12 protein-coding genes are annotated in these 17,314 nt (G+C 32.3%); 6 read left to right on the top strand and 6 right to left on the bottom strand.

Annotated elements, in window-relative coordinates; all coding sequences use genetic code 11:
• Window positions 1-94: 94 nt before the first annotated feature.
• Complete coding sequence (locus BUA99_RS14895) at window positions 95-6,133, top strand: PAS domain S-box protein (protein ID WP_072986695.1); 6,039 nt, start codon at window positions 95-97, stop codon at window positions 6,131-6,133.
• A gap of 116 nt (window positions 6,134-6,249) precedes the next feature.
• Here BUA99_RS14895 and BUA99_RS00265 read toward each other — a convergent pair whose 3' ends face one another.
• Entirely contained in the window at window positions 6,250-7,452 is a 1,203-nt protein-coding gene (locus BUA99_RS00265) for an aminotransferase class I/II-fold pyridoxal phosphate-dependent enzyme (protein WP_072986693.1), read from the bottom strand.
• Window positions 7,453-7,729: 277 nt separating this feature from the next.
• Here BUA99_RS00265 and BUA99_RS00260 point away from each other — a divergent pair, with 277 nt between their 5' ends.
• Complete coding sequence (locus BUA99_RS00260; protein WP_072986690.1) at window positions 7,730-8,188, top strand: Lrp/AsnC family transcriptional regulator; 459 nt, start codon at window positions 7,730-7,732, stop codon at window positions 8,186-8,188.
• Between the two features lie 153 nt (window positions 8,189-8,341).
• Window positions 8,342-9,745, top strand: coding sequence for a dihydrolipoyl dehydrogenase (gene lpdA / locus BUA99_RS00255; RefSeq protein WP_072986687.1), 1,404 nt, complete (start codon window positions 8,342-8,344; stop codon window positions 9,743-9,745).
• A gap of 108 nt (window positions 9,746-9,853) precedes the next feature.
• Here the strand turns inward: lpdA and fumC are convergent, their stop codons facing one another.
• Window positions 9,854-11,251 carry a class II fumarate hydratase gene (fumC, locus tag BUA99_RS00250; RefSeq protein WP_072986684.1) on the bottom strand — a complete coding sequence of 466 codons (1,398 nt, stop codon included), beginning with the start codon at window positions 11,249-11,251 and terminating at the stop codon, window positions 9,854-9,856.
• Window positions 11,252-11,491: 240 nt separating this feature from the next.
• Between fumC and BUA99_RS14890 the strand changes: the two genes are divergently transcribed.
• Window positions 11,492-11,665 (top strand): hypothetical protein, encoded by a 174-nt coding sequence (locus BUA99_RS14890; protein WP_143151695.1) that lies wholly within the window; start codon window positions 11,492-11,494, stop codon window positions 11,663-11,665.
• Between the two features lie 118 nt (window positions 11,666-11,783).
• Here BUA99_RS14890 and BUA99_RS00245 read toward each other — a convergent pair whose 3' ends face one another.
• On the bottom strand, window positions 11,784-14,225 hold the full coding sequence (locus BUA99_RS00245) for a TonB-dependent receptor (protein ID WP_317045022.1): 2,442 nt from the start codon (window positions 14,223-14,225) through the stop codon (window positions 11,784-11,786).
• A gap of 107 nt (window positions 14,226-14,332) precedes the next feature.
• Window positions 14,333-14,677: an ArsC/Spx/MgsR family protein gene (locus BUA99_RS00240; RefSeq protein ID WP_072986678.1), complete on the bottom strand. Its 345-nt coding sequence runs from the start codon at window positions 14,675-14,677 to the stop codon at window positions 14,333-14,335.
• A 98-nt stretch (window positions 14,678-14,775) separates the two neighbouring features.
• On the opposite strand from BUA99_RS00240, the gene BUA99_RS00235 reads away from it, so the two are divergent.
• Together BUA99_RS00235 and BUA99_RS00230 are read left to right on the top strand one after the other, a co-directional pair.
• Window positions 14,776-15,696 carry a CPBP family intramembrane glutamic endopeptidase gene (locus BUA99_RS00235; protein ID WP_072986675.1) on the top strand — a complete coding sequence of 307 codons (921 nt, stop codon included), beginning with the start codon at window positions 14,776-14,778 and terminating at the stop codon, window positions 15,694-15,696.
• Between the two features lie 18 nt (window positions 15,697-15,714).
• The gene (locus BUA99_RS00230; protein WP_072986673.1) at window positions 15,715-16,767 is read left to right on the top strand and encodes an AMP-binding protein; all 1,053 of its coding nucleotides are present in this window, start codon (window positions 15,715-15,717) and stop codon (window positions 16,765-16,767) included.
• Window positions 16,768-16,802: 35 nt separating this feature from the next.
• Here the strand turns inward: BUA99_RS00230 and trxA are convergent, their stop codons facing one another.
• Together trxA and BUA99_RS00220 are read right to left on the bottom strand one after the other, a co-directional pair.
• Window positions 16,803-17,102 (bottom strand): thioredoxin, encoded by a 300-nt coding sequence (trxA, locus tag BUA99_RS00225; protein ID WP_072986670.1) that lies wholly within the window; start codon window positions 17,100-17,102, stop codon window positions 16,803-16,805.
• Window positions 17,099-17,302 carry a hypothetical protein gene (locus BUA99_RS00220; RefSeq protein ID WP_072986668.1) on the bottom strand — a complete coding sequence of 68 codons (204 nt, stop codon included), beginning with the start codon at window positions 17,300-17,302 and terminating at the stop codon, window positions 17,099-17,101. Before BUA99_RS00220 ends, trxA begins: the two co-directional genes overlap by 4 nt.
• Window positions 17,303-17,314 lie beyond the last annotated feature (12 nt).

Here is a 17,314-nt window from a genome sequence, read left to right as displayed (position 1 = left end):
ATTTAAGTTGGTTTCATTGTCGAAAATGCGACAAATAGTATTTTTTAGTTTTATAATTTTTTTTTATATTTATCGAATAATTTATAAAATGAGTATGAGCACACCACAACGTACTTATAATGATCTTCTCAATATGTTACAGGAGAAGGATTTAGAGATAAATCGTTTACATCAAAAGGCGATAATGGACAATAACTTTGGAAATCTTATCCAAGGATCTCAGGATTTAGTGTGCCTTGTGGGATTTGATGGTTACTTTAAAAAAATAAATGCTGCTTTCACTGCTATCTTAGGTTATTCAGAGCAGGAATTACTTTCGCAACCTTTTCTATCATTTATTCACGAAGACGATCGGGAAAGAAGTGCTGCCGAAATCTACTCGTTTTCGGTGGGAAAATCATCTGCTAATTTTAATAATAGATATGTTAAAAAAAATAAAGAAGTCATCGCTGTCCATTGGATAGTAACGTATTCTAAATCAAATGAATTAATTTACGCGATAGGTAGAGACTTTACTGATTTTTTATTAATTGAAGACAACTTGATAAAAAGTGAAAATTTATTGAATGACGCTCAGCATAAAGCTAAACTTGGAAGTTGGGAGTTGATTTTAGAGTGTAAAAAAATGACTTGGTCAAGAGAGATGTTTGCTATTTTTGGATTAAAGCAAGAACATAATCTTAATTTATTGGATGAGTTTTTAAAAATACTTTCTGAAAAGGATAAATTAAATTTTTTAAATAAAATAAAAACTGCAACTAGTGACAAAAAGTTATTTGAGATGGAACAAGGTGTTTTGTTGTCAAATGGAAGTGAGAGATATTTTAAATCTAGCATTTTACCATCAGATAGTGAAGGAATAAAAATATTAGTCTTAAGAGGAACCACGCAAGATATTACAGAAAAAAAAGAGATAGAAAATACAATTGAGCAAAAAGAGACAGCTGTTATCGACCTTAAAGTTAAATTGATAGAGGAAGAGAGCAATGTTAAATTTAAAAATTATATTCAAAATGCTCCTGACGCAGTTTTTGTGTGTGATCAAGATGGAAATTATTTAGATGTTAATCGCGCCTCAGTTGTACTTACGGGTTATTCACGTGAGGAACTTTTAACGATGAAATTTGGCGATTTATCTACACCACTATATGCTGCAATGGTTCCTGATCTAATTGATGTTTTAAGGAATAAGGGTGCGGTAGAAATGGAAATGGAAATTTTTAGTAAAGATCATAAAAAAATATTTTGCTTACTGAACGCAGTGATGCTCTCTAATGATCGCTTTTTAGGTTTTGTAAGAGATATCAGTTTTAGGAAGATTGCTGATGAAAAAATTTTACAAAGTGAAAGAAGATTTAGAAGTTTAGTCGAATTTAATGATGGTATAATAACCGTTTTAGATAAAGACCTAAATACAATTTATAGAAGCCCCTCATCCGCAAGAACTACAGGATATACTGATGAAGAATTTGAAAAAATTAATAGCGTTGAATATTACCATCCCGACTACTTGGATTATGTAAAGCTAATGATTAAGAGATCAATAGAACAGCCCGATGTTCCTCTAGATTTAATATTTAAAGTCAAACATAAAAACGGGAAGTATATTTGGTTACAAGGAATACTAAATAATAAAATTTTAGATAAAAGCGTAGTAGGGATCATTGCAAATTTAAAGGACGTTACTGAATTTAAAAATGCAAATTCATCTTTAAGAAAAGAGCAGGATAAATTTATAAAAATTGCTGCGACTTCCCCTGGTTTAATCTATTCGATGCGTCAAAATAAAGATGGATCGTTGAGTTTTCCCTACGCCAGTAACGCGGTTGAAAAAGTTTATGGATTTACTTTTGCAGAAATTGAAAATAATTTTGACAAAGTTTTTCAACGTATTCATCCTGAAGATGCTGACCGAGTAATGCGAAGCATCAAAGAAACGAAGTCTAAGTTAATACCATTAAAAGAAGAATATCGTTATTTTCATCCCGTTAATGGGTTAGTTTGGCATAATGTACATTCATTGCCCGTCATTGAACAAGAGGGCACCGTAATTTGTCACGGGATTGTTACTGACGTCACCTATCGAATTCATGCTGAACAGAAAATTATCAGAGCTAATAGATTGTATTTATTTATTAGCCAAATAAACCAAATGATTGTCAGGACTAAGGATCAAAAAACTTTATTTTCAGGTGCTTGTTCTATAGCCGTTACTCTTGGGAATTTTAAAATGGCTTGGGTAGGCCTTGTCGATAGCGAGTCAAATAAAGTTATTCCAGCAATGATTGCGGGAGATGATAGTGGCTATTTCACTAAAATTAAATCTATCTCAATAGATGATGAGCCTACGGGTAGAGGCCCAGCAGGACGATGTATTAGAGAAGGAAAATCAGTTGTTATCAACGACATTGCAAATGATTTGATGATGTTACCTTGGCGCGAAGAGGCAATGTTGCGAGGTTATTTATCTTTAATGTCAGTTCCACTTATAAAATTTGGAAATGTAGTAGGTTCTTTCTCTTTTTATTCGGAAGATAAAGATTTTTTTGATCACGAAGAAATTGCATTATTAGAGGAAGCAACAAGGGATGTAGCATATGCCTTAGAAAATTTTGAAAAAGAGAATTTACGCAATAAAGCAGAGCAAGAAATAAAAGAAAGTGAACAAAGATTTCATACTTTGACGGAAGTTTCCCCTGTTGGAATATTTAGAACTGACCTGGCCGGTTTCACTACTTACGTCAATACATGCTGGTCTGAAATTTCTGGCTTAACTTTTCAAGAAGCGATGGGTAATGGCTGGTTTAAAGCAGTTCATCATGATGATTTACTTTCGATAACTGATAGTTGGAAAAAAGCTTCAATCAATCAAGAAGTATCGTTATCAGAATACCGCTTTATACGTCCTGATGGAACTACTGCTTGGGTAATAGGTAAAGCAATTCCAGAAATGAACTTTAAAAATGAAATTGTAGGTTATATAGGTACGATTACAGATATTTCTGAACGTAAAATTGCAGAGAAAACAATTTTGCGGGAAAAACAATTGTCAGAAATGATAATTAATAATTTGCCCGGTATTTTCTATTTATATGAAGCTTCAGGTAAATTTGTAAAGTGGAATAAAAATTTTGAAAAAGTCATAGGTTATGATGCTGCAACAATTGCAACGATGGGTGCTGTCGATTTTGTAGACGGTAAAGAAAAAGAAAAAATAAAAAAACGTATTAAGCAAGTTTTATCTAATGCGGAAAATTCGAATAATATTGAATCAAAAGGCATAGAAATTGAATTTTTTACTAAGAATAAATACAAAATCCCTTATTACATAAACTCAAATGCTATAGATTATAAAGGGAAACAATGCATCTTAGGTATGGGAATTGATCTCTCTGAAATTAAGAAAGCAGAGGCAAAAATTAAAATGGCTAATGCACGTTATGAGATGATTTCAGCAGCCACTAATGATGCAGTTTTCGAAGTAGATTTAACAACTGGACAGAGTTGGAACAATAAAAAATTTACTGATCTTTTAGGTTTTGGTAGTACTGAACCTGATGGTGTAGTGAACAAAGTGATATGGCGCTCAAGAGTTCATCCTGAGGATAGAGAAAGAGTAATAAAAAAGCTTGACGATTCGTATGCAGGAACTGAAAATTTTTGGTCTGATGAATTTCGTTTTTTAAAAGCAGATGGAACTTACGGTATTTTTTACGATCGTGGCATGATTACGCGTGATGAAACAGGTAGAGCAATTCGATTAAATGGCGCATTAATTGAAATTACAGAATTAGCGAATGTTAAAAATCAATTAATTAGTAGTGAGGAGAAGTACAAGAGTTTAATCGAGCAGGCCTCAGATGCAATTTTTATTAATGATACTGATGGCCACTTGCTAGAGGTTAATGAAAGTGCTTGTAGAATGCTAGGTTACACAAAGGAAGAGTTATGTACCAAAAGTTTACCCGATTTATATACATTAGAGGAATTAATTGAAAGACCGATTATGTATAAAGAATTGTTAAGTGGTGAACAAACACTGCTGGAACGGGAAATGTTGCATAAAAATGGAAATTTAATTGCTGTAGAGATAACGGCTAAAATGGTAGTTGACGGTCGTATTGTTGCAATTGTACGAAACATAAGTGAAAGAAAAATAATTGATGATGCATTTAAAAAAATGCATAAAAAAATTGAAGCAATCCTAGACGCTATTCCTGATCTCTTATTTGAAGTTGATTTGAATGGCAATATTTATAATTATCACTCCCGTCGGGAAGATTTACTTTTGATGCCATCCAATGAATTAATTGGGAAAAATTTTATTGATTTTCTTCCTTTAGAGTCGACAAATGTTATTCTTTCTTCGATACGAGAGGCTCAAATAGAAGGTTTTTCTGCGGGAAAACAATATACACTAGATTCAGGTTCTGGATTACAATGGTTTGAACTTTCAGTAGCACCTATGCATGAAAGTGTAGATAATGAGATACACTTTATATGTTTATGTAGAGATATCACTCAAGCTAAAAATGCAGATTTGGCGTTATTTAAAAGTGAGGAAAGATATCGTGGTTTGTTACATAATTTGGATGCAGGAATTGTAATTCATTCTGCTGATGCATCAATCATAAATTCAAATTCGAAAGCCGCTGAATTATTAGGTGTGACTGATGATCAAATGAAGGGAATTACAGCCATTGATCCTATGTGGAATTGTGTAAGTGAGGATAACACTATATTACCGCCAGATCATTATCCGGTTAGTCAAATTATAGCTACTAAAAAACCCTTGAAGAATTTCATAATGGGAGTGCATCGTCCTGTAACTAAAGATATAATTTGGATAGTCGTTAATGGATATCCAGACATCGATCAAAACGGGAATATTAATGAAATTGTAACAAGTTTTCTTGATGTCACTGAGCAACGATTGATGGACTTAGAACTCATTAAATCAAAAGAGTTAGCAGAATCTGCTAGTAAAGCTAAAACAGATTTTTTAGCGAATATGAGTCATGAAATTAGAACACCTTTAAATGGCATTATTGGTTTCACGCATCTTTTAATGAAATCGGATTTAAAGAAAAATCAAGCTGAGTACATGGCTACCGTGAACGAATCTGCAATTTCATTAATGGAAATTGTAAATGATGTTTTGGACTTTTCAAAAATTGAATCTGGAAAGTTGGAGCTAAATATAGAAAGAGTAAACCTTCATAAGTTAGCTAATCAGGTCGTTAATCTATTTAATTTTCAAGCAGATGAAAAAAATATTAAATTATATTTAAATATTGAGAAATCTATTCCACAATTTATTTTTGCTGATGCTATACGATTGAAACAAATTTTAGTCAATTTGCTGAGCAACGCTATAAAATTTACAAATGTCGGATCAATACATCTTGATGTTTCGAAAGTTTCTTCTGAAGAAAATAATTACTGTTCTATTAAATTTTCTGTTAAGGATACTGGAGTGGGAATTAAGGCGGGTAATAATGTGAAAATATTTAAATCATTCGTTCAGGAGGATAATTCGACAAATCGAAAATTTGGAGGCACAGGATTAGGATTAGCAATATCAAATCAATTACTTGCACTAATGGACAGTGAAGTTCAATTAATAAGTAAATATGGTGAAGGAAGTGATTTCTTTTTTGTCGTTAAATTTAAGACGGGCAAAAGTAAAAAAAATGATGAAATTTCAAAGGAGATTATAGATTCAAAAGGTGGTAATCTAAATACAGAGATATTAAGTAAAAGTAGAATTTTAATTGTTGAAGATAATAAAGTGAATATGTTGCTTGCAAAAACCTTGGTTAAAAGAACTATATCTGATTGCGTTATTTTAGAAGCACGAGATGGAAACGAGGCGATTGAAATTTACAGTAACGAAAAACCAGACTTGATTTTAATGGACATCCAAATGCCAGGTAAAAACGGCTACGAGGCAACTGACGAAATTAGGAAATTGAAAGGTGGCGAAAATATTCCTATTATAGCAATTACGGCAGGAATAATGAACGGAGATAAAGAAAAATGCCTTGAAGCAGGAATGAATGATTATCTACCCAAGCCTATCATTCAGCTCGATTTAGAAAATATACTATTCAAATGGCTAGCTAAAAAGTAAATTTTAGTCTATGTAGTCTAAAAATAATTTATTTTTAAAATTTTAAGAAAAATAGAAGCCTGCAAGATAAATGATCTTGCAGGCTTCTATATAAATGAGATAAATTTTTTATTTATTTATAATATTTGCAATTCTATCATGCACGATTTCATCATTTGATAGGTTCTCTCAATATTGTTATCTAACCCGATAGAAAATCGTATTAAACCGTCAGTTAGTCCCATTTCAATTTGCTCTTCCATCGGGATTTCGCTTGAAGTTGAAGTTCCTGGTGCACTAAATAAAGTCTTATAGAATCCTAAACTTACTGCTAAATATCCTAAGTTTTTAGACTGCATCAATTCCATGAGTGCATTAGCTTTGGCTAAAGTTCCAACATCTAAAGTCATCATTCCTCCAAAACCATATTCTGGATTGATCATAGTTTTATAGATTTTATGGCTTGGATGACTTTTTAAACCTGGATAAACGGTTTTTAATCCATCATTTTCAAAACGTTCAGCAAGATAATTGGCGTTGTAGCTGTGTTGCTTCATTCTAATATGTAGTGTACGAAGGTTTTTCATCACACTTGCTGATCGCATACTGTCCATTGTAGGACCTAGTAACATACTTGCACCACTATTCACATTTTTTAAGTTATCAATAAATTCTTGTGATGCACAAGTTACACCTCCTACAGTGTCACTACTTCCATTGATGTATTTTGTTAAACTGTGAATAACAATATCTGCTCCAAGTTTAGCTGGAGAAACTGAAAGAGGTGAAAATGTATTATCAACTACAAGTGTTAAGTTGTGACGTTTCGCAATTTTAGATAATCCTTCAATATCAGCTACCTCTAGTAATGGGTTACTAACTGTTTCACAGTAAAGAACTTTAGTAGCTGGAGTAATTGCAGCCTCTACAATATCTAGTTTTGTAATATCTATAAATGTCGTTTTAATCCCTAACCTTGGCGCAAAATTCTTCAGGAAAGCATAAGTTCCACCATAAATAGTTCTACTTGAAACTACATGATCTCCGGAACCGCATAATTGTAAAATAGTAGGTGTTATAGCTCCCATTCCTGATGCTGAAACATTAGCTGATTCCGTTCCTTCCATCGCCGCGAGTGCTTTGTCTAAATATAAGTTACTTGGGGAAGAGTGTCGGGAATACAAATAACATCCTTCCATATTTCCTTCAAAAGTGTCAAACATAGTTTTTGCAGAAAGAAACGTATAAGTTGATGAATCAGATATAGAGGGATTTACACCTCCAAATTCACCAAAATATTGTAAATCTTGAATCTTGTCTGCGGGATCAAAGTTTTTCATATCTATTTTTTTGAGAGCTTATTCCTGTCCCCCAAGCTTTGGTTCATTATCCTTTTATTCTCCAAAGTGAATAAAAGGATAATGCTACTATAAGGGCTAGGATTTTAATTTGTTAAAAGTCAATTCAAAATAACAAGATTTAAGATCAATAATCAACACTCAAACAAATTATTAGATTTTAAAACTAGTAATTTACTATTTAAAAGATTTATTTTCTATATTAGCTTGTTAAAAGCAAATTTTATAGATTTTACTATAAGTTAAATATTTTCCCTCTATGATATTAGACTCCACCGACAAAAAACTACTTCTATTACTACAATCAGATGCTAAACAAACTACAAAAGAACTTTCCTTAAAACTTAATCTTTCGGTTACAGCGGTTTATGAACGAATTAAAAAGTTGGAAAGAGAAAACATTATTGAGAAATACGTTGCGATCTTAAATAAAACGAAAATTGATAAAAGTTTTGTGGTATTTTGCCACATCAAGTTAATACAACATACAAAAGAGTTTATAGCAAAATTTGAAAGTCAAGTAATTCAACTAAATGAAGTTTTAGAATGTCATCATGTTAGTGGTGATTATGATTACATCTTAAAAATAATCGTAAAAGATATGGAAGCATATCGTGAATTTCTAGTTACTAAATTAACAACCTTAAACCATATAGGAAGTACACACAGCACATTCATGATTAGTGAAGTAAAAAATACTATCGTCATGGATATATAAATTTTCGTTCGTAATTTTATTAATTTTTGCTACATATTGGATACTAATTACTCAAATTTATTAATAAAAAACCTTGTCAAATAGACCTTAAACAAGACTTAATTCGTTAATTTTGTACAACATTTTATAAAAACATTTTAAATAAAATTTACTATGAATTCATTTGACGTAGTCATTATAGGTTCTGGACCAGGCGGATATGTAGCAGCAATACGTTGTGCACAGTTAGGTTTCAAGACAGCAATTATTGAGAAATATTCTACACTTGGAGGAACTTGCTTGAATGTAGGTTGTATTCCTTCTAAAGCTTTACTTGCTTCTTCTCATCACTACAGCGATATTTCGCATTTCGCTGAACATGGAATTGAGGTTACTGGAGAAGTAAAAGTAAATCTTGAAAAAATGATTGCACGTAAACAGGCAGTTGTTGATCAAACGTGCAGTGGAGTTAAATTTTTAATGGATAAAAATAAAATCACTGTTCTTGAAGGTTTGGGTTCGTTTGTTGATGCTACACATGTGGCTGTTGCCAAAGCTGATGGGACTTCTGAGACAATTGAAGGTAAAAACATAATTATTGCTACAGGTTCTAAACCGTCTAATCTACCTTTTATAAAATTAGATAAAGAGCGAATCATTACCTCTACCGAAGCTTTGAAATTGAAAGAAGTACCTAAACATTTAATCATTATTGGTGGTGGAGTTATAGGAATTGAATTGGGTCAAGTTTATTTACGTTTAGGTGCCCAAGTCTCTGTGGTGGAATATTTAGATAGAATTATTCCTGGAATGGATGCTTCATTGTCGAAGGAATTAACTAAAGTACTGAAGAAACAAGGAATGAAATTCTATGTTTCGCACAAGGTAAAATCAGTAGAAAGAACTGGAGATGGAGTAGTAGTACAAGCTGAAAATGCAAAAGGAGAAACAATCACTTTACAAGGCGATTATTCCTTAGTATCTGTTGGTCGTCGCCCTTACACAGACGGATTAAATGCTGATAAAGCCGGTATTAAAATTACAGACAGAGGAATGGTTGAGGTAAACGATCATTTACAGACAAGTGTGTCTAATATTTATGCAATAGGTGATGTCGTTCGTGGAGCGATGCTAGCGCATAAAGCGGAAGAAGAAGGAACTATGGTTGCTGAAATTTTAGCAGGTCAAAAACCGCATATTGATTATAATTTAATTCCAGGAGTAGTTTACACGTGGCCAGAAGTTGCTGCAGTTGGGCAAACAGAAGAGCAATTAAAAGCTGCAGGTGTTGAATACAAAGCGGGAAGTTTCCCCTTCAAGGCATTAGGACGTGCAAGAGCAGGAGGAGATTTAGACGGATTTGTAAAAATTCTTGCTGATGCAAAAACTGATGAGGTTCTGGGTGTTCACATGATTGGTGCGCGTTGTGCTGATTTAATTGCCGAAGCAGTTACTGCAATGGAATTTAAAGCATCTGCTGAAGATATTTCTAGAATTTCACATGCGCATCCTACTTTTGCAGAAGCGATAAAAGAAGCTGCACTAGCTGCTACAGATAATAGAGCATTACACGTGTAATTAAATAACAATATTTGAATTTTAAATTTCTTATTCAAATTATAAATCCCAAAGTCCACAGTTTTAAAGTGGAATTTGGGATTTTTTAAATTTGGGATTTAGAAAGTTTTATTTTAAACTTCCCACCATATCTTCTGGTTTAACCCACGCATCAAAATCTTCTGAAGTTACATAACCTAAGCGAACGGCTTCTTCTTTTAAAGTTGTTCCGTTTTTGTGTGCCGTTTGAGCAATTTCAGCTGATTTATAATATCCTATTTTAGTATTCAAAGCAGTAACTAACATTAAGGAATTATCAACTAATTCTTTAATTCTTTTGTAGTTTGGTTCAATTCCTTGAGCACAATGTTCGTCAAAAGAAAGACAAGCATCACCTAATAAACGTGCTGATTGCAAAAAGTTGGCAGCCATTAAAGGCTTAAAAACATTTAATTCATAATGACCTTGCATTCCTCCTACAGAAATTGCCACATCATTACCCATAACTTGAGCGCAAACCATCGTTAGTGCTTCGCATTGTGTTGGATTCACTTTTCCTGGCATAATTGAAGAACCTGGCTCATTTTCTGGAATTATAATTTCTCCAATTCCTGAGCGTGGACCTGAAGCTAACATACGAACGTCATTAGCAATTTTATTTAGTGAAACTGCTAATTGTTTTAAAGCACCATGGGATTCTACAATGGCATCATGTGCTGCTAAGGCTTCAAATTTATTTTCAGCAGTTACAAATGGATGTCCTGTAAATTCAGCTATGTATTGAGCCACTTTTACATCGTAACCTTCTGGTGTATTTAGTCCAGTTCCTACAGCTGTTCCACCTAAAGCCACTTCTGATAAGTGGGCTAGCGTATTTTTAACTGCCTTTAATCCATAATTCAATTGTGCAACATATCCCGAAATTTCTTGTCCTAAAGTTAGGGGCGTGGCATCCATTAAATGTGTGCGACCAATTTTAACAACATTATTAAATTCTATTGCTTTAGCATGAAGCGTATCTCTTAATTTTTCAACTCCAGGAATAGTAATTTCAACAATAGCTTTGTAGGCGGCAATATGCATTCCTGTTGGGAATGTATCATTAGAGGATTGTGATTTGTTCACATCATCGTTAGCCTTTATGAACTGTTCGCCTTCGCCAATATTAAATCCTTTTAAAACTTGAGCACGATTAGCAACGACTTCATTTACATTCATATTGCTCTGAGTACCAGAACCTGTTTGCCATATAACCAATGGAAATTCATCATCTAATTTTCCAGCTAGAATTTCATCGCACACAGCCGCAATCGCATCTCTTTTTTCAGCTGGTAAAACTCCCAAATCACAGTTGGCGTAAGCCGCTGCTTTTTTTAGATAAGCAAAACCCTCGATGATTTCTTTTGGCATAGAGGCAGATGCACCTATTTTAAAATTATTACGAGAACGTTCTGTTTGTGCACCCCAATATTTATCTGCTGGAACTTGCACTTCACCCATTGTGTCTTTTTCTATTCTGAATTTCATGTTGTTGTTATTTAAAAATATCTAGTTTAAAAGTATTAGTGTTGCGTTTGACTACCTTTGTCTTTAACCTTGAGATTATTATTAACAATCTCCCCTAAGTTAAAATATATCGTAGTTTTGTGCCCAAATTTACGGATAAATCTTTTTTTATAAAAATTCATTGATAGTTTTTACTACTTTTTATTGGTAAGAAAAGGAATTAAACATACATTTGTATTTACATTCAAAATTCCGGAAAACATGTTTGAATTTTCACAGTATTTAGGCTTTTTACTTTTCTTAACCATTCTTACAATAGGATTCTGGTTAATGTTTTTTCTAGTTGGTTTCGTATCCTATTGGGTTGGTGGAGCATCTTGGGAAGCATACAAAGAGAAAAGAGATAAAAAGAAGCAAGAACAACAATCAGTATAAACTGTTTGTTAAATAAAAAAAGGACTCGTTTTACGAGTCCTTTTTTTATGGAATTGTTTTTTTATCACCAATATTTATTGGTAAAGTGGGACTCTTGATAAAAAGTCCCACTATTGTTTTATCCTTGAAAATCGCCTTCGCGGTCATTTTGATTTTGTCTAGGTCTTTCTTTTTCGTTCTTCGGTTTGTTAAATCTATAAGTAAATGCTAAACTGAATTGTCTTACTCTCCACTGCATTTCACTATATGAATTAACAACACCAGGAAGATAATTTTCCATAATTCTCTTTCGAGAATTGAAAACATCACTAATATTAAATGATAGGGTACCCTTGTCTTTTAATACATCTTTACTAAAAGCTAAGTTAGCGCCAAAAACACCTAAACTTTTACCTTGCGCACTTTTTTGTGGCGCATTATAACTTGCGTTAGTTTGCCAATCAATTTTGTATGGCAATGTAATTTTAGAGGTAATTCTTGATGACCACGATGCGGCAGTGTTATCAAAATTCTGGATTATAACCTTATTTGTAAAATCAGTGTAAGTAAAATTTCCTTGTGTTTCATTTCTAAACACGTTGACATTACCATTTAATTTCCACCATTTATAAGGAGAATAATTCAACGTAAATTCGAATCCAGCTCTGTATTCTGTCGCTAAATTAATAGGTGAACTTATCAAAATTGGAGTGCCGTTTACAAATCCACCTGATTCTCTTCTTGCAAATTGGAAGGAATCATTCGTTTTGTTGACATAAAGCGATGTATTCAAAGTTAATTTACTCCATCTTTTAATGTAACCAAAATCAAGAGCATCTGTAAATGCAGGATCTAAATCTGGGTTCCCAACAAAAATATTGATATTGCTAGATAGATTACTAAACGGATTTAGAAATCTACCTCTAGGTCTTTGGATTCTTCTGCTGTAACTTACTGAAGCACTACTTCTATCCGAAATTTCATACGTAAAAAAAGCACTTGGGAAAAAGTTATTATACTTCTTATTATTAAAATCATTCGTTGCTAATTGATTGATTTCAATATTAGAATCCTCAAAACGCAATCCAAAAAGAACGGAAAATTTGTTTATTTTTTGACCATACTGTGTGTATAAGGCATTTACTTTTTCTTTATAGTCTAGAGTGTTTGTGAAATTTGCATTGGGTACTCCATCATTATCAACTTGAAAATCAGTTAATAATTTAGAAAAATCTCCGCGATATCCTGCTTCAAACTGGCTTCCTTTACCAAATGGTAAAACATAATCCACTTGCAAAAGATTTCTATTTTGAGATTGATCATTTCTGGTATCATCAAATTTTATCAAATTTGTATTTGTAGCTCTATCAGTGATTAGTGCATTATTTTTATCATCACTAGTAGAAAATGAACCATCAAAAGATAATTTGTGGCCATCTCTCTTGAATTTTTTAATGAAATTAGTTGCAAATTCTACATCCTCGCTATTACTATCCTCCGCATTGATTCGGTTACGAGTATAATCGAAATTAAATCCAGAGTCATAATAATCTTGAAAAACTCGATCCTCATTATTTCCGTTATTTTTGCGATAATTAAAAGAGTTAGTCCATGAAGCAGTCTCACTTATGTTAAGTTCAATTCCAAAGTTACCGTTATAACTTTTATTAAAACGATCATTTTCTCTATTTTCATAGATATAATTCTTAGTACTATTATCAGAGTTTAAATATCTTGAATTAGTAAATGATCTTCCCGGATTATTTCGGTTGTTATAACCTTGCGTGCTAAAAAGATTGAACAATTTAGATTTATAATTTATATTACCGCTCAAACCATACGTTTCAGGATAACCCGTTGAAGCAATAAAAGTTCCATTTAATCCCTGATTTTTACCTTTTTTCAATATTATATTCAATAAACCACCCCCGCCTTCTGCGTCATAACGTGCAGATGGATTTGTTATTACTTCTACTTTCTCGATCGCATCAGCAGGAATTAAACGCAAAGCTTCAGCAATATTTATAGCAGTTGTAGGTTTTCCATCTACGAGTATTCTAACATTATCATTTCCTCGTAGACTTACATTTCCTTCAACATCAACTGATACTGAAGGAATATTATCTAATACATCGCTTACAGTCCCGCCTTTTACCATCAGGTCGCTACCTACATTATATACTTTTTTATCTAATTTAATTTCAACGGTAGTTCTTTCAGTGCGAATCACCACTTCATTTAACTGATTGGCATCTTCCTGTAAACTAATCATTCCTAAAGTGGTACTACTTTTAAGATTTTTCTGTTTAATTTCAAATACTTTAAACGAAATAAATTCAATTTTGATATCATAAATGCCTGCACTTACTTCAATGTCAAATTCTCCTTTTGCATTTGTGATTCCACCTGCAACTGGTTTCGGGTTATCAGCAAGTAAGAATGTAACTGTAGCGTATTCTAGTGGTTGTTTAGTTGTTTTTTCAACTACTTTACCCGAAATTTTTATTTTTTTTGCTGGAGTTATCTGCGCAAAGCTAAACAGTGTATTAAAAAAGAGAACAAGAATTAATACAAATTTCATTTTTTTCATTTCTATTATCGTTGGTTAAAAAAAGTTAGACGTCAAAAGTTTATTTTTGTTTAATGGCGTCAGTCACAAATTAATGTTAAATTTATTTTTTGTTGTAATTAGGAAAGGAATTTTTTCAATTCATCACTATTTCTTCCAATTATTGCGAGATTATTTTTAATTACAATTAGTCTTTCAATCAAGATTGGAAATTCAATCATGATCATAATTAATTTATTATTATCATACTCGTTATCTTTAAAATTTTCGATCCAAATTTTTTCTTTTTTGCGAACTAAATCAATGGGATTTATATTCAGTTGTTTAATAACTTGTGACAGTTCATCAAGTGATGGAGGAGTTTTCAGATAGCTAATGACTTGAAATTCTTGATTTGAATTTTCAATTATTGCCAAACAATTTCTAGATTTGCCACATCGCGAATTATGGTATATTTGTATCACAGTTATTACTACAGGGAAAGGTTTTTAAGTGGTCTTCATAATTGGCCACGAAAGTAAGGTTTGTTTATCGAATTATGTATAATATTAGACAAAAATATATGTTTATAGAGCAGGGCATTAAATCAGAGAATAATTTTTCAAAGTATATAGTAGGCTCTATCATGCTTATTCTTGCCTCTTTTGTTGGTCAAATACCTTTTGTTGCGGCAATTAAATTTGATTCAATGTTTAATGGTAGATCTTATCCAACATCTGAGGCTGGTATTATGCAATATTTCGAGTCAAATGTTACTTTAATTTTAATCTTGATCAGTTTTGTTTTTGTGATTCTTGGATTACTATTAGTAGTGCGTAAACTCCACAATCAAACTTTGCATTCGATAACCACTTCTCGCAAAAAAGTAGACTGGAGTCGCATAATTTTTTCTTTTTCAATTTGGAGTTTATTAACTATCGGCACTACATTGATATCATTTTACGACAATCCTGCTCAATATGTTATTAATTTTAAACCAATCCCATTTTTAATTTTGGTTCTAATTGGTATTATACTTATTCCAATACAAACTAGCACCGAAGAATTTATTTTTAGAGGATATTTAATGCAAGGATTTGCAAATCTGGCAAGGAACAAATGGTTTCCTTTACTAATGACATCAATAATTTTTGGTGGACTTCATTATTTTAATCCAGAAGTTACTAAAATTGGTCCTGTAATCATGGTTTATTACGTAGGTACAGGGCTATTTTTAGGAATTGTTACGCTTATGGATGAAGGTATGGAGCTTGCCTTAGGCTTTCACGCTGCTAATAATTTGATAGGCGCCTTATTAATTACCTCGGATTGGTCTGCTTTTCAAACGCATTCCATATTTAAAGATATTTCTGAACCAAGTGCTGGAGCGGATATTATTGTTCCGGTGTTGATTATTTATCCAATACTTTTATTGATCTTTAGTAAAAAATATCAGTGGACAAACTGGAAAGAAAAATTAACAGGCAAAATTGATAAAATATAATTTTAAAATACAAAAATCATGACGAATAACATTACATATAAAAACGTTCATAATTTGTTTCAAATAAATGGTTTTCATTTTAAACGGAATGACTTATGCAGTCTTGCTTACAGCCTAATTAAAGAAGGTGAACCTTACGAGAAAGAAATGGGAGATTTTTTACTAGATTGGTTTGATACCAAATCTTATGTTGAATTAAATACATCAGGAACAACAGGAACTCCAAAATTAATTTATATCGATAAGCAAGCGATGATTAATTCAGCTATTGCCACTGGCGATTTTTTTGAGCTACGTCCAGGAGATAAGGCACTTCACTGTTTACCTATGAATTATATTGCTGGTAAAATGATGCTGGTGAGAGCTTTTATACTGGGGCTAAATATAGACTTTGTGGCTCCCACTTCAACGCCAGTGATAGATAGAAAAACGACTTATGATTTTGCAGCTATGGTGCCGTTACAAGCGCAACATTCATTGAAAAATTTAAATAACGTAAAAAAAATGATCGTGGGTGGTGCGAAAATGAATCATGATTTAGAATTGCAACTAGCGAATTTGAAAACCGATGTTTATGAAACCTATGGAATGACAGAAACGATAACACATATCGCTGCAAAAAAAATAGGCGAAGAGGCGTTTTCACTTTTGCCAAATGTAAAAATTAGCTTAGACGATAGAAATTGTCTTATTATTGAAGCTGTTAATATTTCTAATGAACCTATTGTTACTAATGATTTAGTATCATTAATTGATGAAGATCATTTTATTTACGTTGGTCGAATTGACAATGTAATTAACAGCGGTGGAGTTAAACTTAGTCCAGAAAATATAGAACATAAATTAGCAAAAAAAATAAATGCTAGATTTTTTGTAGCAGGATTGAAAGACGATGATTTAGGAGAAAAATTAATTTTAATAATTGAAGGTGATAAACAAGATCTTGAAGATTCTATTTTTAAAAAATTAGATAAATTCGAGCGGCCAAAAGAAATTTTCTTTGTTAAAAAATTCGTAGAAACGGAAAATGGAAAGATTAAAAGGAAAGAAATCATCGAAGGTTTGTACTAAAAATTATAATATTACAGCAATTAAACTTAAAAATGTTAATTGCTGTTTTCTATAATTACTTTGATGACTTCTTCTTTGCTCAACACCCCAGATTGTCTCCATAATTGTTTTCCATTTTGAAATAAAATCATAGTTGGTACTCCACGTACTTGAAATTTGGAAGCAATTTGTTGGTTTTTATCCACATCAATTTTAATGATAGAAATACGTTCCCCCATACTATCTTTTACCTCTTTTAAAATGGGACCTAACATTTTGCATGGTCCACACCAAGTTGCAAAAAAGTCAATTAAAACAGGTTTGTCAGAATTTATTATTGTGTCAAAATTACTCATCTTTTGCTGTATTTATTATTAGGAACCGCGCAACCATTAGGCCCACAGCCAAAGTTAAAAATTACTTGAATTAGGAAAAAAGAGCCAATTCCAACGAATATCCAGTTTTTAGTCACATAAGCTTGGCTGAATAAAAATAGCGCTATTGCAAGGCGAATAAATCGCATCACATTCCAATTATTTAATAATAGATTTTTCATTTTATTTAATTG

It is taken from the genome of Flavobacterium segetis, assembly GCF_900129575.1.
Taxonomy (GTDB): Bacteria; Bacteroidota; Bacteroidia; order Flavobacteriales; family Flavobacteriaceae; genus Flavobacterium; species Flavobacterium segetis.
This window is presented reverse-complemented; position numbering and strand designations above follow the sequence as displayed.